Source organism: Thalassolituus sp., assembly GCF_984348125.1.
The window spans coordinates 12,123-36,103 of record NZ_CFHJLR010000020.1; the positions used below are offsets into that span (position 1 = coordinate 12,123).

Genomic DNA, 23,981 nt, shown 5'->3' on the forward strand with positions numbered 1-23,981 from the left:
CGCACACCCTGATCATAATCAGTCCTGAGGGAAGTGGCGACGAATAGCAGCCAGGATAGATGACTCATCGATACCGGCCACGACATGCTGCTGGGTCGGTGAATCGTGCTCAATGTAGGTATCCGGAATACCAAGCACCTCAACAACCGACTTGAGCCCCTGTTGAGCCAGCGACTCGAGTACAGCAGAACCTGCGCCCCCCATTCGGGCGTTCTCTTCAACAGTCACTAAGAGGTCGTGCGTTTCTGCCAGTTCGGCCACCAGAGCATCGTCCATTGGCTTCACAAAACGCATATCAGCAACGGTAGCATCAACGACATCTGCTGCTTTCAGCGCAGCGGCTAACGGAGCACCAAACGCCAGGATAGCGACCTTTTTGCTTTGCGATGCGCGACGAACCAAACCCTTACCCATCGGCAAGACTTCAAGTGGCGCATCGATGACAGCCCCTGTGCCAGAACCTCGCGGATAGCGAACTGCTGCCGGTCCTTCATGCAGATAACCAGTATTCAGCATCTGTCGGCATTCATTTTCATCGGACGGCGTCATGATGACCATCTTAGGAATACAGCGAAGGTAACTAAGGTCATATGCACCGTGGTGCGTTGGGCCGTCTTCACCGACCAGCCCCGCGCGGTCGATGGCGAACAGTACATCGAGATCCTGGAGCGCAACGTCATGAATTAGCTGATCATATGCACGCTGAAGGAAGGTCGAATAGATAGCGACGACCGGCTTCACCTGTTCACAGGCCATCCCCGCAGCCAGAGTCACAGCGTGCTGCTCAGCAATGGCAACGTCGAAATAACGATCGGGAAATTCCTGTGAAAAGCGAATCAGGTCAGAACCTTCACGCATCGCTGGCGTAATACCCACGAGGCGCTCGTCCTGAGCTGCAACATCACACAGCCAGCGACCAAATACGTTGGAATAGCTTGGTTTGGGTGTTTTCGCTGAGCCGCCCTTCTGGGCCTTCAGCGCGTGGTAGCGAATCGGCTCTTCTTCAGCGGGCGTGAAGCCTTTACCTTTCTGAGTGACGATGTGCAGAAAGCGTGGGCCTTTGAGTTTCTTCAGGCTACCGAGTGTCGCCACCAGCTCGTTCAGGTCATGACCATCGACCGGGCCGTAATAATTAAAACCCAGCTCTTCGAACAAAGTACCCGGAGCTACCATGCCTTTCATGTGCTCTTCAGTACGCTTTGCAAATTCCCAGGCGGCCGGAATATTCTCAAGCACACGCTTGCTGCCTTCACGCATGGCAGAGTAGGTCTGGCTCGACCAGATACGGGTGAAATATTTGTTCAATGCACCGACGTTATTCGAGATCGACATGTCATTGTCGTTAAGAATAACCAGCATATCGGCTTTTTCGTGCCCCGCATGGTTGAGAGCCTCAAAGGCCATACCGGCACTCATGGCGCCATCACCAATCACGGCAACGCTTTTGTTCGGTAGGCCACGCTGACGGAAACCAAGTGCCATCCCCAAAGCCGCACTGATCGACGTGCTTGAGTGACCAACGCCAAAGGTGTCGTATTCACTTTCTGTACGCAGCGGAAACGCAGCCGGGCCCTCGGCAGAACGGATCTTCGGCAACTGTTCGCGCCGACCGGTCAGGATCTTGTGTGGATAGGCCTGATGGCCCACATCCCAGACAATGCGATCGTCTGGGGTATCAAAAACGTGATGCAGAGCTACCGTCAGTTCAACAACGCCCAGACCGGCACCAAAATGGCCGCCCGACTGTCCAACGCTATAAATGAGATATTCACGCAGCTCACGACACAGAGGCTGTAACTGAGCAGGGCTCAGCTCGCGCAGGTCCGCTGGGGATTCAATCTGATCCAGCAGTGGCGTCTCTGGTCTGTGTTTGGGAATCTCTGTAAACATCTGAAGGAACTGCTTCCGGTAGAAAAAGTGCACCGGCAGCGCCGGAAAACTAAAGGGATGCATTCTACCGGCTGAGAGACAAGATGAGTAGTTAAAACTCCCCTGCCCGCCAATACGAACAGGTGAGCTCTGTCGCTGTCACAGAGGTATCAGTGATCGCGCTCGATAATGTAGCGGGCCAGCGACTCGAGTGTAGAGGTATCACCGGGCAAGCCTGCGAGTGCCTGAATCGCTTCATCGACAAGGACTTTCGCACGCGTACGGGCGCCTTCAAGCCCAAGCAGTGACGGATACGTTGGTTTTTTCAACGCCTCATCTGCGCCCTGCTGTTTTCCCAATACCGCGGTATCGCCCTCGATATCGAGGATGTCATCCTGTACCTGAAAGGCCAGGCCAACGGCTTTCGCATATTTATCAAGGGCTTCGGTGATTGAGGTATCGGTATTCTTAGCTGCACAGATGGCGCCCATTTGCACGGCCGCTCTGATCAGCGCTCCGGTTTTATGCAAGTGCATATGTTCGAGCTGTTCAACGGTCATCGACTTGCCGACGTTGTTAATATCAATCGCCTGGCCGCCCACCATACCCGCGCTGCCAGCAGCACGACCGAGCACCTGCACCAGCTGCAGGCGCTGCTTTTCTGACAACTCTTTCGCAGAGGCTAATACTTCGTAGGCGCCATTGAGAAGTGCGTCTCCGGCAAGGATCGCCGTCGCTTCATCAAAGGCTATATGGCAAGTTGGCTTACCGCGACGCAGATCATCATCGTCCATCGCAGGCAGGTCATCATGAACCAGGCTGTAGCTATGAATCATTTCAAGCGCGACGGCGGCGCAATCTGCCGCTGCATGCTCGGCATTAAGAGCATCCATGGTCGCGTACACAAGATAAGGCCGCAGGCGCTTACCACCATTCATCAGGCCATAGTGCATTGCGTCTGCGAGACGCTGATCTGCAATTCCAAGCTCTGCAAGTCTGGCTTCTGCCAGCTCAGCGACTCTGGCCTGCAAAGGTTGCAAATTCATTCGCTGGCGTCTCCGCTCTGAAAGGGCTGAGCGTCACTCTGGCCATTCCGTTCCATCAGTAGCTGCACACGCTGCTCTGCTGCCGCCAGAGCCTGCTGGCACTGACGAGTGAGGCCGATGCCTTTTTCAAATGCTTCCAGGCTGTCTTCAAGGGTCAATTCGCCACTTTCCATGCGGGTGACCAGAGCTTCGAGTTCCGATAAGGCTGACTCGAAACCGAAGGAAGAGGATTTATCAGACATAGTTACTCCTGTCGTAAGGCTCGAACACTAAACCCAAGGCATGAGCGGGTCAACACAGGCTTTTTTTGTCAGATGACAGGAAGAACCGCAGGAAGCGTCTAAACTCTGTTACAGAAGCTACCTCAGTATGGAAAGGAGTGAGTGTGGATCTCGCGTCATTAGTAGGCCTCGTCGGCGCGTTCGGTATCGTAATTTTCGCCATGATTCTCGGTGGCGATATCACCATGTTTGTTAACGTGCCGTCGCTGCTGATTGTTATTGTCGGAAGTCTGTTTGCTGTAATGATGAAATTTGAGCTGGGCCAGTTTCTCGCCGCAGCCAAAGTCGCGGGCAAAGCATTTTCCTTCAAGTTGATCAAACCGGAAGACCTGATCGGCGAAATCGTCGAACTTGCCGGCCTAGCCCGTAAAGGCGGCCTTTTGTCTCTTGAGGGGAAAGAGGTCAGTGATGAGTTCCTGAGTAAAGGTATTCAGCTGCTGGTCGATGGCCACGACCCGGATGTTGTAAAAACCCTTCTCAGCAAAGAAATGAAACTCGCCAGCGCTCGCCACGACACAGGTATCAGCATTTTTAAATCGCTTGGCGACGTTGCTCCCGCGATGGGGATGATCGGTACTCTCATTGGCCTGGTTGCTATGCTGGCCAACATGGACGACCCGAAGGCCATCGGCCCCGCGATGGCGGTTGCACTCCTCACCACGCTTTACGGCGCCATGGTGGCGACCATGTTGTCACTCCCTATGGCCGACAAGCTGACCTTGCGTAAAGACGAAGAAGATCGCCTGAAGTCGATGATCATCGACGCACTGCTGGCAATCCAGAACGGTCAGAACCCCCGTGTTATTGAATCCATGTTGCAAGCCTACATCCAGGAAGGCAAACGCGTAGCGGCGAGCGAGTAGTAAGTCATGGCTGAAGAAGAAGACGAATGTCCACCCTGTCCCGATGGGATACCCGGCTGGGTAATGACCTTTGCCGACCTGATGTCGCTGCTGATGTGCTTTTTCGTACTCCTGCTGTCTTTCTCAGAAATGGACGCACGAAAGTTCAAACGTCTGGCCGGCGAACTCAGAGATGCCTTTGGTGTGCAGACGGTTGTTAATGCCAGCGATCCGCCCAAGGGGACCAGTGTGATTGCCCGGCACTTCAGTCCGTCGATTCCTGAACCGACACCGATTAATGAAGTCCGGCAAAAAACCAGCGACATCACCAAAAGCTCACTGGAGGTTCTGTGTCAGGATGAGGTGACGCAGCAGGAAGAACGTCAGGGCGACCGCGGTATGCAAACGCGTGAAGTCGTCGTGCCACGCGAGGACATCGAAAATAAAAAGAGCGAAGAAATGGCCGTCGAAATGGCTGCTCAGCTTGAAAATGAAATCGCACAGGGTCAGGTCGAGATTGAAACCGTGGGTAAGAAAATCATTATCCGCATTCAGCAGAGAGGCGCTTTCCGCTCGGGTTCAGATTATATCGAGGATCGTTTCTTACCTGTGATCGACAAAATCCGGGAAGTACTCGTTGATATTCCGGGCAAGATATCTGTGGAAGGGCACACCGATGATATTCCGCTCGCGGGCGGCCCATTCCGTTCGAACTGGGGACTATCGACTGCTCGTGCAGTTGCATTTGCACAGGAGCTGTTTATTGCTCCCGAAATGAACTCGGATCGGTTCCAGGTGGTGGGCCACGCAGATAAAAAGCCACTGGTGCCTAATATTGATGACGCATCCCGCGCACGTAACAGACGCGTGGAGATCGTCATTTTGCGTACGCACGAATTTGATGATGACGATCAACCGGAAATCACTCCGACGCAACAGGAGATTGATGACGCGGCGACAGCCCGCCCGGAAGATTTTGAATTAAATCCCAACGAAATATTCTGATCGGGAGAGAGACGATGGAAACTGGAACAATGGAAGAGAGACGCCGTTATTTCCGCCTGGATGATGAGGTCATCCTGGACTTTGAAGCCATCTCACAAGAAGAGGTACAACGCTGGAAGGCCCGCCATCAGGATCATATCAATGAGTTGGCAGAGCTGGAGCGGGACATCGCTGGTGTCCTTCATCAGGTACAGGCACAGAACCCCACTGTTGCTCGCTTGTTTGAGCTGCTGAACCAGAAGGTCAACCTGCTGAACTCCCCAGTGGGGCCGGATGCGAAACCAGAACTCTCGCAGACCGAAGTGCGTACGCGGGTGAATCTGAGCGCCTGCGGCATGGCGTTCCACTCCACAGAACCGCTCAGCGAGAGCGACAATCTGCGGCTGCAGATGCAGCTGAAGCCGTCCAATATTCCCGTGACTCTTATGGGGACGATTGTTGGTGTGGAGCATACAGCAGACCCTGATGCTCCCTATCTTGTGCGCGTTGACTTTGAAGGCCTGAGAGAAGCTGAGCAGGAAATTCTGATTCACCACCTGTTCCAGCTACAGTCGCGTCGTCTGCGCTCCGAGCGCGAGGCTCAGAACGACGCTGCCTGCTGATCCCCCATCCCACAAGGCCTTTTTTACTGCAGTAAAAAAGGCCCACCCTCTGCTATCATGCGCTTTATTTCATTCACTTTTACTCTAATGAGAGCGCATGATGTCTGGCCCTCGCATCTATACTTCCGAGCCACTCGCTGACAATACAACCATCGCACTGGATGATCAGGCAGTGACGCACCTGGTACGTGTTTTACGTATGAAAGATGGTGACGATGTACGACTATTTAATGGCGACGGTTCTGAATATCAGGCAAAGCTCATCATCGAGAGCAAAAAATCGGCATCGGCATCTGTCATTCATGCGACTCGTCAGGATGCACCACTGACACTGCAGATACATCTGGGCCAGGTGATTTCAAAAGGCGACCGGATGGACTTCACTATCCAAAAAGCGACCGAGCTGGGTGTCACCGACATTACTCCCCTGACCAGTGAACGCTGTGATGTACGCCTGAAAGGCGACCGGATGGAGAAAAAGCTGGAGCACTGGCAGAAGGTGGCTATCTCTGCCTGCGAACAGAGTGGGAGAAACACCGTCCCGGTAGTTCATCCGCCAAAGTCGCTTAGTGACTGGAGTTCAGGAATAGAAGCCGACAGAAAATTGCTACTCCACCCTCATAACCAGAAGCCTCTCGTATCCGATCAGTCTCCAGAAAGCATTGCGCTTCTGGTAGGCCCTGAGGGTGGTTTCTCTGACATCGAAGTGACTCAATGCCAGGAGGCAGGGTTTGATGGTCTTTTATTGGGACCTCGTATATTGCGTACTGAGACCGCGGCGCTGACGGCTCTCAGCGTTCTTCAGTATGTGTGGGGTGACTTTCGCTAACGAGACGGATGCCTTTCCAGTCCCAGTATGAGGATAAGAAATAGATCCCGATAAACAGGGTCGCCCACCATTCAATGATGCGCTTACCGTGACTCATCTCGATTCCAACGGTGACTCCGGCAAAGGCGATAAACATAAACCACAAAATCCCCATGACGGCCGTTTTCACCACAAAGCTGGGGACAACCAGTCCCTGCTTTCTTGCTTTAAATGTCAGGACGTAGGCTGTGGTCAGTGCAATCAACATCCCCTGAAAAAACAGATTGGCACCACGTACGTGCACCCCCCAGCGGGTATCTGATTTTTCTGGCAGCAACACCGCGGTACCAGCCAACAGACCAATGGCAGCCAGAACTCCGAAAAACTGCATCGCGTTCAGCGCGATACGCCCGGAATATGGGCTTAACCAGACACGGTATACCTGCCACCAGACAACAAAGAATGCACAGGCCGCAATCATTCCCCCACGAAAAATAAAGCCTGCATCGCCTTTCATCCCTGTATGGGTAATATCAGTACAGCCATCAAAAAATGGATTACATAATTCCGCCGTACCGGCTGACGTCCCAACAATATAAGTGACCGCAATCGTACCCATGGAGAGAACGAAAGATGCTAACGCAATAAACTGACCGAATGACACGAAACCTCCGAACAGCCCGGATTTCATTGGGCCATCAAAAATAAAGCGACATCATATCAATCAACACACCCCGGTAGAACTTTTAACATCTGCAATTAAGCGGTAACGGCGACAGCTTCGAACCTGCAGGCGACATCGACTTGGGCACGCCGTAGATACATCCCTGTAGGCTCGGGCACAGCATCCATGCTGTGCACGCCCCTCGCCGATCATCCCCTGCAGTCCATACATTCGCTAAAACCGCAACACCGTGATATCTAATTCGAGTATGTCGAAGATACACTCAAATACGAGTACACTTTTGACCACTATCCAGTATGAGAAACAGCGAACGCTACATGGCCAAAAAGAAAACCGCCTACGTCTGCAATGAATGCGGCGCAGATCACAGCAAATGGCAAGGCCAGTGTGCCGGTTGCGGGCAGTGGAATACTCTGCAGGAATTTGTCGTATCTTCAGCGAAGGCCGCTGCGCGGGATACCCGATTCAGTGGTTATGCCGGCGATGCCGGTGCCAGTGATGTCATCAAACTCGCTGACGTCGATCTCGCTGAACTACCACGGTTCAGTTCCGGAATGCAGGAATTCGATCGAGTGTTAGGTGGCGGTCTGGTGCCAGGCTCCGCCATTCTTATTGGTGGCCACCCTGGCGCCGGCAAATCCACGCTCTTACTGCAGACCTTGTGTTATCTGGCTACACAGATGCCAGCCATTTATGTGACTGGTGAAGAGAGCCTGCAGCAGGTGGCGCTTCGTGCAAATCGACTTGGTTTGCCGACTGATCAGTTACAGATGCTGAGTGAAACCAACGTCGAGCGACTGACCAATGTGCTGCAGCAGCATAAGCCTCGTATCGTCGTGATCGATTCTATTCAGGTCATGCATGTGGATGGCATAGAGTCTGCGCCGGGCAGTGTTTCTCAGGTCCGTGAAAGCGCAGCGTATCTGACGCGTTTTGCAAAACAGACGGGAACGGTTCTGTTTCTTGTCGGGCATGTGACGAAAGACGGTTCGCTGGCGGGCCCGAAAGTTCTTGAGCATATGATCGACTGCTCGATCATGCTTGAGGGCTCAGGCGATAGTCGCTATCGCGTACTGCGCGGTATCAAAAATCGTTTCGGTGCCATTAACGAGCTGGGCGTCTTCGCTATGCTTGAGCGCGGTCTGAAAGAGGTTAAAAACCCAAGCTCAATTTTTCTCAGTCGTGGCGACGAACCTGCTGCAGGCAGTGTCGTTATGGTGATCTGGGAAGGCACTCGTCCACTGCTTGTCGAAATTCAGGCCTTAGTTGATGACAGTCATTTCGGGCATCCGAAACGGGTCGCCGTCGGCCTTGATCAGAATCGTCTGAACCTGTTGCTTGCAGCATTACATCGCCATGGCGGTATCCACCTTGGCGATCAGGATGTGTATATCAATGTGGTGGGTGGAGTGAAGGTAAACGAAACAGGAGCCGACCTGGCGCTGTTGTTAGCGGCACTGTCCAGCTTCCGCAATCAACCTCTTGAACAAGGCCTGATTGTCTTTGGAGAAGTAGGCTTATCCGGAGAAATCCGACCAGTACCCTCAGGTCAGGAGCGGATAAAAGAAGCGGCGAAGCATGGCTTTACCCGGGCAATTGTTCCCAAAGCGAATGTACCCAAGCAACCCGTTGAGGGTATGGAAGTGATCGGCGTTGATAAACTTCAGGAAGCTATCGAACGCCTGTAAGAAGACCTGTTCAGTCGTCGTCCCGGTCGTTAATGCCTTTTCTTTCAGCAGCGCGCTCTACTTCTTCCGCATTACGAGTGCCCTCAGCCAGAGGACGGCGGCGATGAATCGCAGCTTTGCCCATCATGTATGCTGACACAGGAGCGGTCAGGAAGAGGAAAATACTGATTACCAGCTCATGGATGTGCAGACTCTCTTCCTGCACGCTGAACCAAACAAGTGAACCAAGCAGAGTAGCTCCCATACCAAGCGTCGATGCTTTTGTCGGCGCATGGAGCCGCGTGTAGAAGTCAGGCAACTTTGCCAACCCCCACGAACCCACGAGCATAAATAACGCACCACCGATCAGGAGGGCAGCGACAACATAATCGCTATATACAGCCAGATTATTCAATGATGTCACCCCGCAACAGATATTTGGCGACGGCCGACGTGCTGACAAAACCAAGCATAGCGATCAGAAGAGCTCCTTCGAAATAGAGAGCAGTCCCGTAATACAGGCCCAGCAGAATAATCAAAGCGATACTGTTGATATACAGCGTATCCAAAGCGAGGATACGGTCAGTAATATCTGGCCCCTTTATCAAGCGCCAGAGGCAGAAAAGCATCGCCAGACCAATCATCCCTGTACAGATAATGATGACATTACTCAGCATCCGAATATCTCCTTCAGCGGTTGTTCGTAACGTTTGAAGATAAACGCCTGAAGTTCTTTTTCGTCTTCCAGGTGGAGTACGTGAATATAGAGACACGTGCGGTCTTCTGAAAACTCAACGCTTACCGTCCCTGGTGTCAGCGATACTGAGCTTGCCAGCACAGTCACCGGAAACGGCTCCGTCATAGATAATGGATAAGCCAGCCAGCCGGGCTTCAGGTATCGGTTAGGCATCACCACACGACGCGCCACGTCAACGTTAGCCACCACGATGTCATATAAGAGGCGCAGGGAATACGCCATCATCGCCAGTGGCTTTTTAACCGGCGCATGCCCACGAACATACGGGTACGTAATAATTGGAATCAGCCAGGCCAGAATCACCGCCAGCAGTAACTGGCCGTACGAAAAACCGTTTAATAAAAGCCAGACGGCAATCAGCATCAGTGAGTGCCATGGCATTGGCAGCAATCGTCTCATTAAGGCTGACCTCCATTCAGGTAGTTCAACGTCACTCCAGTGTGGAGATCCTGCGCAGCACGCAGTGACCATTCAGTCAGCGGACCACCACCAATCACAAGCACCAGAGTGGTCGCGACCAACAGCCCTGAAGCCGCAATGTGAACATTGCTCACCTTCTCCTTAGCTTCTGGAACAACAGAACCCTGGGTTCTCCAGAACAATGTAGTTCCGGCACGAGACAAGGCAATGAGCGCAGCCAGACTAGAGATAAGAACGAGCGGCCAAACCCAGATGGCATCGCCACTGTCGACAGCAGCCTGAAGGATAAAGACTTTACCCAGGAAGCCCGAGAACGGAGGTAAACCAATCATCGCCATGGCGGTTACAGCAAACAGCACTCCAGTGAATACCGGGTACAGGAACGGGCGCGAGCGAACGAAGCGGTCTTCCGCCTGGCCACGTTGCATGAGGATCAGGCCAGCCACCAGAAAGAAGGCTCCGCTCATCAGGGTACTGTGCAATGTATAGTAGAGGCCTGCCGCAACAGACTGAGTCGTGCCCATGGCGACTGTCATCAGCAGAGTACCAACGGAAATAACAATCAGGTTAGCAATGAGCCAGCGCAGCGTCTGGCTCGCCAGAGCACCAATCGCCCCGGCAACTACCGTCAGGCCTGACAGCCACGCCAGAGGAACAACCCCAAGATCAGACAGTTCGCCACTGTCGTGACCAAACACAACACTGTGGATACGCCAGAGGCTATACACACCTACCTTAGTCATAACGGCGAACAAGGCTGCTACCGGCACTGAAGTTGTGCTGTAAGTTCTTGGTAACCAGAAATGCAGCGGTAACAGTGCCGCCTTCACGCCGAAAACAACCATCAGCAGTAACCCACCCGCCTGAGCCAACGGAATACTTTCTTCTGGTAAGGTAGTCGCTCGCGACGCCATATCCGGGATATTCAGCGTGCCGAAAGCTCTGTAAAGCAAGGCCAATGCAATAAGGAAGAAGGCAGAACCTATGAGGTTGTAGAGCACATAGTGCTGAGCTGCCCGGGTTCTCTCACGACCGCCGCCATGTATCAATAACGAGTACGAGGCGATGAGAAGAATCTCGAAAAATACGAAGAGGTTAAATGCATCTGCGGTCAGAAAGGCGCCGTTCAGACCCATTAACTGAAACATAAACAGGGGATGGAAAAAACGCCCTGTTTTATCTTCACCACCGCACGCAAAAAGGTGCGTACACAATGCCAGAACAGAAGTAACTACCAGCATAAAGGCAGCTAGCGGGTCCGCGAGCAGGTAAATGCCGAATGGGGCTTCCCAGTCACCCATGGCGTAGCCCATTGGGCCTTCTGCCAGGGTTTTGAACAGTGTCAGCATGGATACCGCTACCAACATCAGCAAGGCGAACTGAGCGACCAGACGCTGAAGGTGCAGGCGCTTATTAAACCACGGATACAGAATCAGAATTGCCGCGAAAAATGGCAGAAGCACAGGAAGTGCCGGCAAATGCATCACCTTGTCTTACCTCCTGAGTTCTTCGCGGTATTGCTTGCGGTACTCTTGACAGTACTTTGACGGACTTTCCCTTGTGGCTCTTTATTCGCCAGAGAGTCGCCCGGCAAAGCGCGTCCATCGACCTGATCATTACCAAGATCTGCACGTGCCCGGATGGCAAGAATCAGAGCAAACGCTGTCATAGCAAAACCGATAACGATCGCAGTAAGCACCAGGGCCTGAGGCAGAGGGTCGGAATATTCTGCGCCGTCGGCCAGAATAGCTGGCTCGTGCAGCGCCAAACCACCACTGGCAAACAGAAACAGGTTTACGGCGTAAGACATCAGGGTAAGGCCAATCACAACCGCAAAGGTGTGGCCCCGCAGCATCAGAAACACCGAACAGGTCACCATCACGCCGACAGTGACTGCAAAAATCAATTCCATCAGGATCTCCTTCCAGGCCGTGTTGGTCGATCTGTCGTCGTCAGCTTGCCAAGGTTGGCAAGAATCGACAGCGTTGCACCGATTACTGTCAGATAGACACCAAGATCAAATGCCATGGCACTGGCCAACTCGAACTTACCGACTAACGGCAGATAGAAATAATCAAACCAGGACGTCAGGAATGGACGCTCGAATAACCAGCTTCCGACACCTGACCCGAAGGCAATAAACAAACCACAGACAATAAACCACTGGAATTTCAGGTCGCCACGATCGCGCATCCAAACAACACCGTTGGCCACGTATTGCTGGATCAGGGCAATCGCCGTAATCAGGCCTGCTATGAAACCGCCACCGGGCAGGTTATGTCCACGGAGGAAAATATAGGCGGATACCAGCAGAGCGAGTGGGAGCAGGCTCTGAGAAATCTGCATCAACATAAGTGGGTGGCTGTCTTTGGACCATGGCCGGCCATCCATATCCGCAGCAGGTACGAACAGGCGTACACCTGCCAACAATTTGTAGATACCAATCGCTGCAATCGCCAGAACGGTAATTTCACCAAAGGTATCGAAGCCACGGAAATCAACCAGAATGACGTTAACGACATTGGTGCCACCACCGCCGGTTTTCGCGTTGGCGGTGAAGAAGCTACTGATACTCTCAAACGGACGTGTCAGCATGGCATAGGTCAGGGTACCCACGATGGCACCCGCGGCCGTGGCTATCCCCATGTCGCGGACGATGCGCCCGGGAGAAAGGTGATTGAGGCTGACTTTCTGGGGAAGAAAGTAAAGTGCCAGCAGGAAAAGAATAATGGTCGCAACCTCAACCGACAGCTGCGTCAGAGCCAGATCCGGGGCTGAGAACCAGGCAAACGCTACCGACACCACAAGACCCACCACGGAAATCGTTACCAGTGCCAGAAGGCGTTGATGACTAAGCATCGCCGTCGCCACAGAAGCAACAATCATGAGGAGAGCACCACCGAAGGCAACCATATCCAGTTCAGTGACTTCGAGGCTTCCACGCGCATGAGGAATGTTCACCATAGGGACACTCATCGCGGCGATCGCCATCAATAATAACCACAGCGCGTAACGCTGGAAGCTGCCGTTATCGAGCCAAAGCTGAACACTGCGGGCACGCTCCACCAGCGTCTGGATCATATGCTCAAACGCCAGTTTAGGATCAACTTCAGTAAAGCGGGCCTGAAAGTTAAACATATGCCGACGCTGGCGATAGAGAGCAACACCGCCCAGTACAGCCAGAAAGCTCATCAATAGCGGGATGTTAAATCCGTGCCAGATAGAAATGCTGAACTCAGGCACCCCGGCAGGCATCAGAGACGCACCCACGGCGACTAAAAGATCGCCAACGATCAGGTCCGGCAAAACACCGACTAACAGACACAGAACCACCAGAATCTCGACCGGCACACGCATGTAGCGCGGCGGTTCGTGAGGTGTTTTCTCAAGCCCGATCGGCTCTCCATTAAAGAAGACGTCGTGAACGAAACGAAGAGAGTAAGCAACGGCCAGAGCTCCGCCCACCGTTACCAGCAAAGGAATCAACCATGACAGAGAACCGAAGGTTTCCTGTTGCAGAGATTCAGCAAACAACATTTCTTTAGAAAGGAAGCCATTCAACAGCGGTACACCCGCCATCGACGACGCTGCCACCATGGCCAGGGTCGCGGTATAGGGCATGTAACGGAACAGGCCGTTGAGTTTTCGCATGTCACGCGAACCGGACTCGTGATCGATAATTCCGGCGGCCATAAACAGCGATGCCTTAAAAACAGCGTGGTTAATCACGTGAAACATGGCAGCGATGGAAGCCAGCTCTGTATCCAGACCAAGTAACAGAGTGATCAGGCCGAGGTGACTAATGGTCGAATACGCAAGCAGACCTTTCAGGTCGTGCTTAAACAAGGCCGTGTAGGCACCCACCAGCAAAGTCGTCAGACCGACAAGACTCACCAAGGCAAACCAGAGTTGGGTATCAGACAGAACCGGATAAAAACGCGCCATCAGGAAGATACCGGCCTTCACCATGGTCGCAGAATGCAGGTATGACGACACCGGTGTAGGGGCGGCCATTGCCTGAGGCAGCCACGAGTGGAATGGGAACTGCGCTGACTTCGTAAACGCGCCGAGAAGCACCAGAACGACAATGACCGGGTAGAGGCTGTGCTCTGCTATTAAACTGCCACTGGCTAATACTGTACGCAAGTCGTAGCTCCCTACGACTTCGCCAATAAGAATCAGGCCCGCCAGCAAAGCCAGGCCACCAGCGCCGGTAATCGTCATCGCCATACGGGCGCCCTTGCGGGCGTCGGAGCGATGCGACCAGTAACTGATCAACATAAACGAACTGACGCTCGTCAGTTCCCAGAAAAACCAGAGCTGGATCAGATTTGCTGAGAGTACAACACCCAGCATCGCTGTCATAAACAGCAACAGACTGGCATAAAAGCGCCCTGCATTATCCGCCTCAGACAGATAATAGCGGGCGTAGAGAATAACCAGCAGGCCAATCCCGAGGATCAACAGGGTGAACATCAAGGCCAACCCGTCGAGCATAAAGCTGATCTGCAGGGATAACGCAGGTACCCAGTCATAGGTAACGACCGGGTTATTGCCCGACATGACCTCTGGTGCGAGAGAGACGACAATACCTAGCGCAATAGCAGGCAGAATGGCTGCACCAAGCGCCATTGTCGATCGAGGGTAGCGCCCGAGTAACAGTGAAACCAGGCAGCCCAGTAGGGGCAGAAGAGGAACCCAGATGAGGTTCATATTCAGAGAGTCTCCACTCACAGTTGTACAATAAGTGTATCAGCTCCGCACTTTTAAGACAGAAGTGCCATTTGCGAAGTATTGTCAGCTCGAGTCACTAACTATAGACGATAAAAAACCCCGAGTGACAGGGCTTTGTATCTTCGCGGTTTCAGCCGTGATACTGAGGACTCAGCTCAACAACAGCTTCAACAAAGGCCTTCGCATGCTCGGGGTCAACGAACTGATGAATCCCATGCCCAAGGTTGAATACGTGCCCAGAACCCTGGCCGTAGCTATCGAGAATACGCTTCACTTCTGCGCGAATAGTCGCTGGCGATGCATAAAGAACCGATGGATCCATATTCCCCTGCAAGGCAACCCGATCACCGACACGACCGCGCGCATTGCCAATGTCCGTCGTCCAGTCGAGTCCCAGAGCATCGGCACCTGTATCCGCCATCAACTCAAGCCACTGACCGCCACCTTTAGTGAACAGGATGACTGGAATCTTCTGACCGTCGTGTTCACGAATGAGGCCATCAACAATCTGCTTCATGTACTTAAGAGAGAACTCGCGGTAAGCAACATCACTCAGGCTGCCACCCCAGGTATCAAAAATCTGAACTGCCTGAGCACCGGCTTTGATCTGACCATTGAGATAGTCAATCACCGACAGCGCCAGCTTATTCAGCAGCTCGTGCATAATCTCTGGCGTGTCATACATCATGGCCTTAACGTGACGGAAGTCCTTAGATGAACCGCCTTCAACCATGTAAGTCGCCAGCGTCCATGGGCTACCCGAGAAGCCGATCAAAGGCACACGGCCATTCAGCTCGCTGCGAATGGTCGAGACCGCCTTCAACACGTAATCCAGATCCGCTTCGGTATTAGCAATCGGAAGGTCAGCAACATCCTGCTCGGTACGAACGACCTTTTTAAAGCGTGGCCCTTCACCGGTCTCGAAGTAGAGACCAAGACCCATAGCATCCGGGATAGTCAGGATATCTGAAAACAGAATCGCGGCATCGAGCGGAAAGCGCTCCAGCGGCTGAATCGTCACTTCACACGCCAGCTCAGCGTTCTTGCACAGAGACATAAAGTCGCCGGCCTGAGCGCGCGTCGCCTTGTATTCTGGTAAATAGCGTCCGGCCTGACGCATCATCCATATAGGAGTGCGATCGACAGGCTCTCGCAGTAAGGCACGCAGGAAACGATCATTCTTCAGCTCAGACATAAAACTTCCGCAGGTAATCAAAATTTCGGTGAGGGATAATAACAAAAAACCCGGCGCGAGGCCGGGTTACATGAGTCTATTCTGCGATCAAGGCACTAGCGTAACCTTTAGAGTGCTGCCGCCTTGAGCGGAAACTATTGTGAATGAAACTTCCTCGGGGGAATCCTCTGGTGTGTAAGTAACCAAATACAACTGACCAAAACTCGATGACAAACCAGTATAAGAAGTAGGCAGCAAACCAACAGAATTACTGACATCGCCACTTGTACCACCCACCTTATAACCAGAGCCAGAAACGGAGAAGGTTGTTCCGGACGCAGGGATTGCTCCGTTTCCATCAGTCACAAGCACCCAAAAAGCGCCGGAATCAAATGTCGTAGGATCGCCATCAAGATCAGCATCAAGATCACCATTAAATGGAGTAAAGGCATCACCTACTCTTGTATAGAGTTCATATGCCACCGTATCTTGCCTCGACTGAGAAAGGACCAGTGAATCTCTGACATGCATCAGGCTAGCACAATGCCCAAGTGCACGAGCTGCATCGCTACAAAGTGCACCCTGGTAGGTTGACGGAGCCGCATCTCGCACACCGTCGAAGTCATAGTCTGCAAAAAATTCAACCGGACCATTGCCATCCTCGTCCATATCCACTGTGTCCCCAGTGAGATAAACATTCAGAAGGTCATCATCCCTCATCGCCTCAGGCCAACTTTCGAAACCCTCTCCGACGTCGAAACGGTTGTTGTTATTACTGTCGGTGTAACCACCTTCCCCCTGGGTGTACGCGGTGATGGTCGTGATACCAAACGCTGAGGTACCCGCACTGACATTGCTCTCGTTGACAAAATTGCGATCATCGAACGCAGCATCCGACTCCATTCCTGGACGGTAGTCACCACCCGATGTCCAGATCACTGAGCAGAAACCACCTTCAGTCAGGCAAAAAGACTCGATATTGCCGCTTTCAGCGTTGAAATTGACGACGGTTCCATCAGCCACCGGGTTCTGAAATTGGTCAGCAACGGAGACGGTCACAACAACCTCTGCTCCGAGAAAGTCGTATGCGCCGGGGTTCAATATATCTGCCGCGATGGAGAAGCTATCCTGATCAGGAATACCTGTGGTCACAGACATTGGCAATGAACTGGTGCTGATTTCAGTGGAACCATCTGTGCCCAAGGTTGTTGCTATTACAGAAAAGATAGTGTGAGTAGTGCCGGCGCGCACCACAACACTGACGTTACCTTGCTCATTAGTCACAGACGAATCGAGAGCGAGGGAAACATCCCCAGTGCTCGGCGCGATACGAAAATCTACTGATTTGTTGGCAATCGGATTACCAGAGGTATCCGACACGTTAAATGTGACCGTTGAAGTTTTAGGGAGCACATTATTGCCGATAGTACTGATGGATACCGCGGGGCTCGAATAATCGACAAAAACCAACTCACCAACTTCTGCAGGTGCCACTGTGATTGTTCCGGACGCCACTGCGAGGCGCTCCGCAGTATTACCTGCCTCGTAAAGACTGAAAGTAACAAAATCTTCGCCTGAGCAACCCGTTGCGGTGTAGGTAACGGTCACTTCGCCACTTGAGGTGGTCGTATCCTCTTTACTGAAACCTGCACGTCCATCTGACGCACAACTGGAGTTAAAGATTACTGTGTATTCCTGTGAGACGATCTTCTTGCCACCGTTACCGGTATCGACAATAGTCGCTGTGATTTGTGTACTCCCTCCGGCAGACAGTGAGGCCGTGTTGATATTCAACACCCCCTCTTCATACGCATTACCAGTTCCACTACCGATCGAAGGGGTATCAATAGACGATGATGTCGTTACATCGTCAGTATCTGTGCTACCAGTGCCTCCGTCGCTGGAGTCGTTACCACCACTAGCAACCGGATCACCACCGCCCCCACATGCTGTAAGCACTGAAGCGAAAAATAAAGTAGCTAAGTAAGCGGGCAAACGCATAGGTGACCCCTCCCTGAATATAATTATTTGTGCCTTTCGCAGGCCCGTTTATCACAATCGTCCAAGAATACCTTGCTTGAAGCCTCAGCTCTAGCGCAAAAAAAGAAAACGCGACCGAAGTCGCGCTTTCTGGCGCAGTCGGTCACGTCCGACGGCAATGTCGTACTCTCACCGAGTCAGACGCTTATCTTAGACATCCAGATAATCCAGAATGCCTTCTGCAGCCTGACGACCTTCATAGATTGCAGTAACAACCAGGTCTGAACCGCGAACCATATCGCCACCGGCGAATACTTTCGGGTTAGATGTCTGGTGTTTGAACTCCTGCTCTTCCGGTGCAACCACACCGTCCCAGCTGTTGAGTTCGATACCAAAATCTTTAAACCACGGCGCAGGGCTTGGACGGAAACCAAAGGCCACCAGTACCGCATCTGCTGGCAGGATCTCTTCAGAACCTTCAACCACTTCAGGACGACGACGACCGTTCTCGTCTGGCTCACCCATCTTGGTGGTTACAACCTTCACGCCTTCAACCTTATCTTCACCAACGATGGCAACAGGCTGACGGTTGAACAGGAAGTTAACGCCTTCTTCGCGCGCGTTTACCACTTCGCGCTTAGAACCCGGCATGTTTTCTTCGTCACGACGATAAGCACAGGTCACAGTATCTGCACCCTGACGGATAGAAGTACGGTTACAGTCCATCGCGGTGTCACCACCACCCAGAACAACCACTTTCTTACCCTTCATGCTGACGAAGTCTGCAGCATCTTTTTCGAAGCCGAGGTTACGGTTCACGTTAGAGATCAGGAAGTCCAGTGCGTCATGAACGCCCGGCAGATCTTCACCCGGGAAGCCACCCTTCATGTAGTTGTAGGTACCCATGCCCAGGAATACGGCGTCGAACTCATCAACAATCGCCTGAAACTCAATGTCTTTACCGACTTCTGTGCTCAGGCGGAACTCAACGCCCATGCCTTCGAATACTTCGCGACGGTTCGACATCACGCTCTTCTCGAGTTTGAACTCTGGAATACCGAAGGTCAGCAGACCACCGATTTCCGGGTACTTATCGAAGACAACCGGAGTAACACCGTTGCGCACCAGAATGTCAGCAGCACCCAGACCCGCAGGGCCTGCACCGATAATCGCAACGCGCTTACCCGTTGGCTTCACATCCGACATATCCGGGCGCCAGCCCATCGCGAAGGCGGTATCTGTGATGTATTTCTCAACATTACCGATGGTCACCGCACCAAAGCCGTCGTTCAGAGTACATGAACCTTCGCACAGACGATCCTGTGGGCATACACGGCCACATACCTCTGGCAGCGTATTGGTCGCATGGCTCAGCTCAACGGCTTCCATGATGTTGCCTTCACTGGCCAGTTTCAGCCAGTTAGGGATGTAGTTGTGCACCGGGCACTTCCACTCACAGTAAGGGTTACCACAGGCCAGACAACGGTGTGCCTGGTCGGTCACCTCTTCCTGCTGGAAGGGCTCGTAAATTTCAACGAACTGCGCCTTACGAACGTCGATCGCTTTTTTGGATGGGTCCTGACGGCCCACATCCACAAACTGGAAATTATTGTTCAGACGTTGTGTCATCTCGAACCTCTCTCTCTCGTCCCGGACCAATTACTCAGGACGAGCACGGGTACTGTTCAGCAGTTGTTGTAAGTCAGCCGCTTTCGGCTTAACCAGCCAGAATTTACCGATGAAGCCATCGAAGTCATTCAGAATCTGCTGACCCCATTCGCTTCCGGTTTCTTCCACGAATTCACGAATAACACTACGCAGGTGGTTGCGGTGTGCTTCGGTCTCTTCATTGCTGATACGGTGGATATCCACCAGCTCGTGGTTGTACTTATCAACAAAGGTGTTGTCACGGTCGAGTACGTAAGCGAAGCCGCCTGTCATACCCGCGCCGAAGTTATAGCCAGTTTCGCCCAGTACGCAGATCATACCGCCGGTCATGTATTCACAGCAGTGGTCACCTGCACCTTCAACTACAGCGTGAACACCGGAGTTACGCACACCGAAACGCTCACCCGCGCGGCCTGCCGCCAGCAGCTTACCGCCGGTCGCACCGTACAGACAGGTGTTACCTACGATCGAGGTTTCGTTGGTCTTGAAGGTAGAACCTTGAGGCGGACGGATCACCAGCTTACCGCCAGTCATGCCCTTACCGACGTAGTCGTTAGCATCACCTTCCAGCACCATTTCCAGACCGCCGGCGTTCCAGACACCGAACGACTGGCCGGCAATACCGGTCAGGTTCAGGCGGATTGGCGCGTCAGCCATGCCCTGGTTACCGTGACGCTTGGCGATCTCACCGGACAGGCGAGCACCGACAGAACGGTCACAGTTGGTGATGTGGAAGCTGAATTCACCGCCAGCTTTGTTCTCAATCGCAGACAGGGTCTCTTCAACCATACGCTCAGCCAACAGACCTTCGTCATAAGGCTTGTTGCGCTCAACTTTCACCGTGTGTGGCTTATCAGCCGGAATCAGATCACTACCAAACAGCGGTGACAGGTCAAGGTGACGTTGCTTTTCGGTGTTACCTTCCAGAACTTCCAACAGGTCCGTACGACCTACCAGCTCTTCCATCGTGCGAACACCGACTTTCGCCATCCAGCCACGAACCTCTTCAGCCACGAAGCGGAAGTAGTTCACGACCATGTCTTTGGTACCGATGTAGTGCTTCTCACGCAGATCATCGTTCTGCGTCGCAACACCAGTCGCACAGTTGTTCAGGTGACAGATACGCAGGTATTTACAACCCACAGCAACCATTGGCAGCGTACCGAAACCGAAGGATTCGGCCCCCAGAATCGCCGCTTTCACCACGTCGAGACCCGACTTCAGACCACCGTCGGTCTGAACGCGTACGTTACCACGCAGGTCATTGCCACGCAGCGCCTGATGCGCTTCGGACAAGCCCAGTTCCCATGGAGAGCCCGCGTATTTAATGGACGTCAGCGGAGACGCTGCGGTACCACCGTCGTAACCAGAGATGGTGATCAGGTCAGCGTAGGCCTTAGCCACACCCGCCGCGATCGTGCCGACACCCGGTTCTGATACCAGTTTCACCGATACCAGTGCGGTTGGGTTCACCTGTTTCAGGTCGTAGATCAGCTGCGCCAGATCTTCGATCGAATAAATATCGTGATGCGGCGGTGGAGAAATCAGAGTCACGCCTGGTACTGAGTAACGCAAAGTCGCGATCAGCTGGTTAACTTTACCACCTGGCAGCTGGCCACCTTCGCCCGGCTTAGCACCCTGAGCTACCTTAATCTGCAGCACTTCAGCGCTGGACAGGTAGTGCGGGGTGACACCGAAACGACCGGAAGCGATCTGCTTAATTTTAGAGTTACGCGTAGTGCCGTAACGCAGAGGGTCTTCGCCGCCTTCACCCGAGTTAGAGCGACCACCCAGCTCGTTCATTGCCATCGCCAGAGCTTCATGCGCTTCTGGTGACAGAGCACCCAGAGACATAGCCGCCGTATCAAAGCGAGGGAAGATCTTCTCAGCCGGCTCAACTTCTGAGATATCAATCGACTTGATATCTTTGCGGAAGGTCAGCATGTCGCGAATGGTAGCCATCGGGCGCGTGTTCACCAGCTCGGCGAAACGATCATAGGCCGCCTGAGAGTTGGTCTGAACGGCTTCCTGAATGTTCTTCACTACGTCTGGGTTGTAGGCGTGATATTCGCCACCGTGAACGTACTTCAGCAGGCCACCCTGTTCGATCTGCTTACGCGGCTTCCAGGCAACGTTGTTGATGACCATCAGGTCTTCTTCAAAGTCAGTGAAGCTCGCGCCTTCGATACGACTGGTTACGCCACAGAAGCACAGATCAACAATATCTCTGCTCAGGCCGATCGCTTCAAACAGCTGCGACCCACGGTATGAGGTGATGGTGGAGATACCCATCTTCGACATGACTTTCAGAAGGCCCTTGCGGATCGCCTTGCGGTAGTTCGCCTGAGATTTCAGTGGGTCGCCCAGTACTTCACCGCTGCGGTGCAGGTCGGTGAGAATGTCGTACGCCAGCCATGGGTAAACAGCGGTCGCACCAAAGCCCAGCAGCACAGCAAAGTGATGCGGGTCACGGGCAGAACCGGTTTCAACCACGATGTTACCGTTGGTACGCAGGCCTTTCTGGCTCAGGCGGTGGTGAACGGCACCGGTTGCCATTGGCGCGGGGATCAGAGATTGACCTTCAGCCACTTCACGGTCGCTCAGGATCAGGATCACGTCACCGTTACGGATCGCCGCTTCAGCTTTGTCTGCCAGCGCAACAATCGCGTCTTTCAGAGACAGCGCTGAGTCGTAAGCCATCGACAGAGTCACGTGACGGAATTCATCACGACCGGTATCTTTCAGACCAACAAATTTCAGTGGTGACAGTACTGGAGAAGTCAGGATTACGCGGTTAGCGTGGTCTGGCGTCTCTTCGAATACGTTTTTCTCTGCACCGATACAGGTTTCCAGCGACATCACGATAGACTCACGCAGCGGGTCGATCGGTGGATTGGTTACCTGAGCAAACATCTGACGGAAGTAATCAGCCACGTGACGAACACGCTGAGACAGCACCGCCATTGGGGTATCGTCACCCATTGAACCAGTTGCTTCCTGACCGTCTTCGGCCATAGGGCGCAGAACCTGATCACGCTCTTCACGCGTTACAAGGTGCAGTTTCTGATGAGTGTTCAATGCATCGCCTGACAGAGCTTCCTGACCGTCGACTTTCTCGAGATGCAGGCGGCTTTCGATGCGCAGCGCATTTTCTTTCAGCCACTGCTTGTATGGCTGAGAGGTTTTCATCATGGTATCGATATCGTCGGTACGCAGCAGCTTACCTTCTTTGGTATCGATCGCCAGAATGTCACCTGGGCCTACGCGGCCTTTCGCTACAACATCTTCAGGCTTGTAGTTGTATACGCCCACTTCTGACGCAACAGTAATAAAGTTATCTTTGGTGATTACCCAACGGGATGGACGCAGACCATTACGGTCCAGACCACATACCGCGTAGCGGCCGTCTGTAATTACCAGACCTGCAGGACCGTCCCACGGCTCCATGTGCATGGAGTTGTACTCGTAGAAGGCACGCAGATCAGGATCCATAGTTTCAACATTCTGCCATGCTGGCGGAATCATCATACGGATCGCACGGAATACATTCATACCGCCAGTCGCCAGCAGTTCCAGCATGTTATCCATGGAGGAAGAGTCTGAACCGGTGGTATTCACGACTGGAGAGATGTCTTCGAGGTTTGGCAGCAGCTCACTGGCGAACTTGCTCGCACGGGCATTCGCCCAGTTGCGGTTACCACGAATGGTGTTGATCTCACCGTTGTGCGCCAACATGCGGAATGGCTGAGCCAGAGGCCAGCGCGGCATGGTGTTGGTCGAGAAGCGCTGATGGAAAACACAGATAGCGGTTTCCAGACGCTCGTCGCCGAGGTCCAGATAGAAGTTCGGCAGATCGACCGGCATCATCAGACCTTTGTACGACAGTACGCGATCAGAGAAGCTGGCGATATAGAAATCAGGGTACTGCTCCAGCGCTTTTTCAGCAAAGCGACGGGCATAAAACAGTTTTACCGACAGGTCGGTATCGTCCAGCGTTTCGGCTGGCGCAATGAAGATCTGCTCAAAGCGTGGCAGGCAGTCAATGGCCATAGGACCGAGGCAGTCATTGCTGGTTGGCACTGTGCGCCAGCCCAGAACCTTAAGGCCCTGGCCTGAAACAGCCGCTTCAACAGCCGCTTTCTGTTCTTCGTAAACAGCATCGTCCAGATCCATAAACAGCATGCCCACAGCATACTGCTCAGGCAGCTCAATGCCTTGTTCCTGAGCGACGGCACGCAGGAATGAGTCTGGTTTCTGAATCAGCAGACCGCAGCCATCGCCGGTTTTACCGTCCGCAGCGATACCGCCACGGTGTGTCATGCAGGTCAGGGACTCAATAGATGTCTGCAGCAGTTTGTGGCTTGGCTCACCTTCAAGATGGGCAAGCAGACCGAAGCCGCAGTTATCCTTAAATTCGCCTGGAGTATACAGACCAGTTCTCAT

19 protein-coding genes are annotated in these 23,981 nt (G+C 53.1%); 5 read left to right on the top strand and 14 right to left on the bottom strand.

All coding sequences use genetic code 11. The features are described from left to right. Positions 1–18 precede the first annotated feature (18 nt). The 3 genes from dxs to AC5E51_RS13245 all read right to left on the bottom strand — a co-directional run bounded on the left by dxs (position 19) and on the right by AC5E51_RS13245 (position 3,157). Positions 19–1,890 carry a 1-deoxy-D-xylulose-5-phosphate synthase gene (gene dxs / locus AC5E51_RS13235; RefSeq protein ID WP_491778687.1) on the bottom strand — a complete coding sequence of 624 codons (1,872 nt, stop codon included), beginning with the start codon at positions 1,888–1,890 and terminating at the stop codon, positions 19–21. A gap of 149 nt (positions 1,891–2,039) precedes the next feature. Next, entirely contained in the window at positions 2,040–2,915 is an 876-nt protein-coding gene (gene ispA, locus AC5E51_RS13240; RefSeq protein WP_301387902.1) for a (2E,6E)-farnesyl diphosphate synthase, read from the bottom strand. Next, complete coding sequence (locus AC5E51_RS13245; protein ID WP_076517868.1) at positions 2,912–3,157, bottom strand: exodeoxyribonuclease VII small subunit; 246 nt, start codon at positions 3,155–3,157, stop codon at positions 2,912–2,914. The genes ispA and AC5E51_RS13245 overlap by 4 nt, the downstream gene beginning before the upstream one ends. A gap of 143 nt (positions 3,158–3,300) precedes the next feature. Between AC5E51_RS13245 and pomA the strand changes: the two genes are divergently transcribed. From pomA to AC5E51_RS13265, 4 genes are all read left to right on the top strand, one after another. Next, entirely contained in the window at positions 3,301–4,059 is a 759-nt protein-coding gene (gene pomA, locus AC5E51_RS13250; protein WP_076517870.1) for a flagellar motor protein PomA, read from the top strand. Between the two features lie 6 nt (positions 4,060–4,065). Next, positions 4,066–5,043: a flagellar motor protein MotB gene (locus tag AC5E51_RS13255; RefSeq protein WP_297533104.1), complete on the top strand. Its 978-nt coding sequence runs from the start codon at positions 4,066–4,068 to the stop codon at positions 5,041–5,043. A gap of 14 nt (positions 5,044–5,057) precedes the next feature. Then, complete coding sequence (locus AC5E51_RS13260; protein WP_301387904.1) at positions 5,058–5,645, top strand: PilZ domain-containing protein; 588 nt, start codon at positions 5,058–5,060, stop codon at positions 5,643–5,645. Between the two features lie 97 nt (positions 5,646–5,742). Continuing rightward, on the top strand, positions 5,743–6,474 hold the full coding sequence (locus tag AC5E51_RS13265; protein WP_491778688.1) for a 16S rRNA (uracil(1498)-N(3))-methyltransferase: 732 nt from the start codon (positions 5,743–5,745) through the stop codon (positions 6,472–6,474). Here the strand turns inward: AC5E51_RS13265 and AC5E51_RS13270 are convergent. Then, positions 6,437–7,117, bottom strand: coding sequence for a Frag1/DRAM/Sfk1 family protein (locus AC5E51_RS13270; protein WP_491778689.1), 681 nt, complete (start codon positions 7,115–7,117; stop codon positions 6,437–6,439). The two genes, AC5E51_RS13265 and AC5E51_RS13270, sit on opposite strands and share 38 nt — an antisense overlap. Positions 7,118–7,455: 338 nt before the next feature. Here AC5E51_RS13270 and radA point away from each other — a divergent pair, with 338 nt between their 5' ends. After that, positions 7,456–8,826 (top strand): DNA repair protein RadA, encoded by a 1,371-nt coding sequence (gene radA, locus AC5E51_RS13275; protein WP_301387906.1) that lies wholly within the window; start codon positions 7,456–7,458, stop codon positions 8,824–8,826. Positions 8,827–8,836: 10 nt separating this feature from the next. On the opposite strand, the gene AC5E51_RS13280 is transcribed toward radA, so the two are convergent. The 10 genes from AC5E51_RS13280 to gltB all read right to left on the bottom strand — a co-directional run bounded on the left by AC5E51_RS13280 (position 8,837) and on the right by gltB (position 23,981). Continuing rightward, positions 8,837–9,220, bottom strand: a complete 384-nt coding sequence (locus AC5E51_RS13280) for a Na+/H+ antiporter subunit G (protein WP_297533101.1) — start codon at positions 9,218–9,220, stop codon at positions 8,837–8,839. Further along, a complete protein-coding gene (locus AC5E51_RS13285) occupies positions 9,213–9,482 on the bottom strand; it encodes a K+/H+ antiporter subunit F (protein WP_068435479.1) in 270 nt (89 codons plus the stop codon). Before AC5E51_RS13285 ends, AC5E51_RS13280 begins: the two co-directional genes overlap by 8 nt. Beyond that, positions 9,476–9,961, bottom strand: coding sequence for a Na+/H+ antiporter subunit E (locus tag AC5E51_RS13290; protein WP_068435481.1), 486 nt, complete (start codon positions 9,959–9,961; stop codon positions 9,476–9,478). The genes AC5E51_RS13285 and AC5E51_RS13290 overlap by 7 nt, the downstream gene beginning before the upstream one ends. Further along, complete coding sequence (locus AC5E51_RS13295; RefSeq protein WP_068435487.1) at positions 9,961–11,466, bottom strand: monovalent cation/H+ antiporter subunit D; 1,506 nt, start codon at positions 11,464–11,466, stop codon at positions 9,961–9,963. Before AC5E51_RS13295 ends, AC5E51_RS13290 begins: the two co-directional genes overlap by 1 nt. After that, positions 11,466–11,894: a Na+/H+ antiporter subunit C gene (locus tag AC5E51_RS13300; RefSeq protein ID WP_301376578.1), complete on the bottom strand. Its 429-nt coding sequence runs from the start codon at positions 11,892–11,894 to the stop codon at positions 11,466–11,468. The genes AC5E51_RS13295 and AC5E51_RS13300 overlap by 1 nt, the downstream gene beginning before the upstream one ends. After that, positions 11,894–14,695: a monovalent cation/H+ antiporter subunit A gene (locus AC5E51_RS13305; protein ID WP_301376577.1), complete on the bottom strand. Its 2,802-nt coding sequence runs from the start codon at positions 14,693–14,695 to the stop codon at positions 11,894–11,896. Before AC5E51_RS13305 ends, AC5E51_RS13300 begins: the two co-directional genes overlap by 1 nt. Before the next feature lie 151 nt (positions 14,696–14,846). Continuing rightward, positions 14,847–15,911: a uroporphyrinogen decarboxylase gene (hemE, locus tag AC5E51_RS13310; protein WP_491221861.1), complete on the bottom strand. Its 1,065-nt coding sequence runs from the start codon at positions 15,909–15,911 to the stop codon at positions 14,847–14,849. An 87-nt stretch (positions 15,912–15,998) separates the two neighbouring features. Further along, positions 15,999–17,891 (bottom strand): hypothetical protein, encoded by a 1,893-nt coding sequence (locus tag AC5E51_RS13315; protein WP_301376575.1) that lies wholly within the window; start codon positions 17,889–17,891, stop codon positions 15,999–16,001. Between the two features lie 189 nt (positions 17,892–18,080). Further along, positions 18,081–19,499 carry an FAD-dependent oxidoreductase gene (locus AC5E51_RS13320; RefSeq protein WP_488046434.1) on the bottom strand — a complete coding sequence of 473 codons (1,419 nt, stop codon included), beginning with the start codon at positions 19,497–19,499 and terminating at the stop codon, positions 18,081–18,083. Between the two features lie 30 nt (positions 19,500–19,529). Further along, on the bottom strand, positions 19,530–23,981 hold the full coding sequence (gltB, locus tag AC5E51_RS13325) for a glutamate synthase large subunit (RefSeq protein ID WP_301387908.1): 4,452 nt from the start codon (positions 23,979–23,981) through the stop codon (positions 19,530–19,532).

Coding starts and splice junctions, on each gene's coding strand:
- radA (WP_301387906.1), top strand. CDS start 7,456: ATGGCCAAAAAGAAAACCGCCTACGTCTGCAATGAATGCGGCGCAGAT.
- dxs (WP_491778687.1), bottom strand. CDS start 1,890: ATGTTTACAGAGATTCCCAAACACAGACCAGAGACGCCACTGCTGGAT.
- AC5E51_RS13290 (WP_068435481.1), bottom strand. CDS start 9,961: ATGAGACGATTGCTGCCAATGCCATGGCACTCACTGATGCTGATTGCC.
- gltB (WP_301387908.1), bottom strand. CDS start 23,981: ATGAGAACTGGTCTGTATACTCCAGGCGAATTTAAGGATAACTGCGGC.
- AC5E51_RS13305 (WP_301376577.1), bottom strand. CDS start 14,695: ATGAACCTCATCTGGGTTCCTCTTCTGCCCCTACTGGGCTGCCTGGTT.
- ispA (WP_301387902.1), bottom strand. CDS start 2,915: ATGAATTTGCAACCTTTGCAGGCCAGAGTCGCTGAGCTGGCAGAAGCC.
- AC5E51_RS13265 (WP_491778688.1), top strand. CDS start 5,743: ATGATGTCTGGCCCTCGCATCTATACTTCCGAGCCACTCGCTGACAAT.
- AC5E51_RS13255 (WP_297533104.1), top strand. CDS start 4,066: ATGGCTGAAGAAGAAGACGAATGTCCACCCTGTCCCGATGGGATACCC.
- AC5E51_RS13315 (WP_301376575.1), bottom strand. CDS start 17,891: ATGCGTTTGCCCGCTTACTTAGCTACTTTATTTTTCGCTTCAGTGCTT.
- AC5E51_RS13320 (WP_488046434.1), bottom strand. CDS start 19,499: ATGACACAACGTCTGAACAATAATTTCCAGTTTGTGGATGTGGGCCGT.
- AC5E51_RS13285 (WP_068435479.1), bottom strand. CDS start 9,482: ATGCTGAGTAATGTCATCATTATCTGTACAGGGATGATTGGTCTGGCG.
- hemE (WP_491221861.1), bottom strand. CDS start 15,911: ATGTCTGAGCTGAAGAATGATCGTTTCCTGCGTGCCTTACTGCGAGAG.
- AC5E51_RS13260 (WP_301387904.1), top strand. CDS start 5,058: ATGGAAACTGGAACAATGGAAGAGAGACGCCGTTATTTCCGCCTGGAT.
- AC5E51_RS13245 (WP_076517868.1), bottom strand. CDS start 3,157: ATGTCTGATAAATCCTCTTCCTTCGGTTTCGAGTCAGCCTTATCGGAA.
- AC5E51_RS13300 (WP_301376578.1), bottom strand. CDS start 11,894: ATGGAATTGATTTTTGCAGTCACTGTCGGCGTGATGGTGACCTGTTCG.
- AC5E51_RS13295 (WP_068435487.1), bottom strand. CDS start 11,466: ATGCATTTGCCGGCACTTCCTGTGCTTCTGCCATTTTTCGCGGCAATT.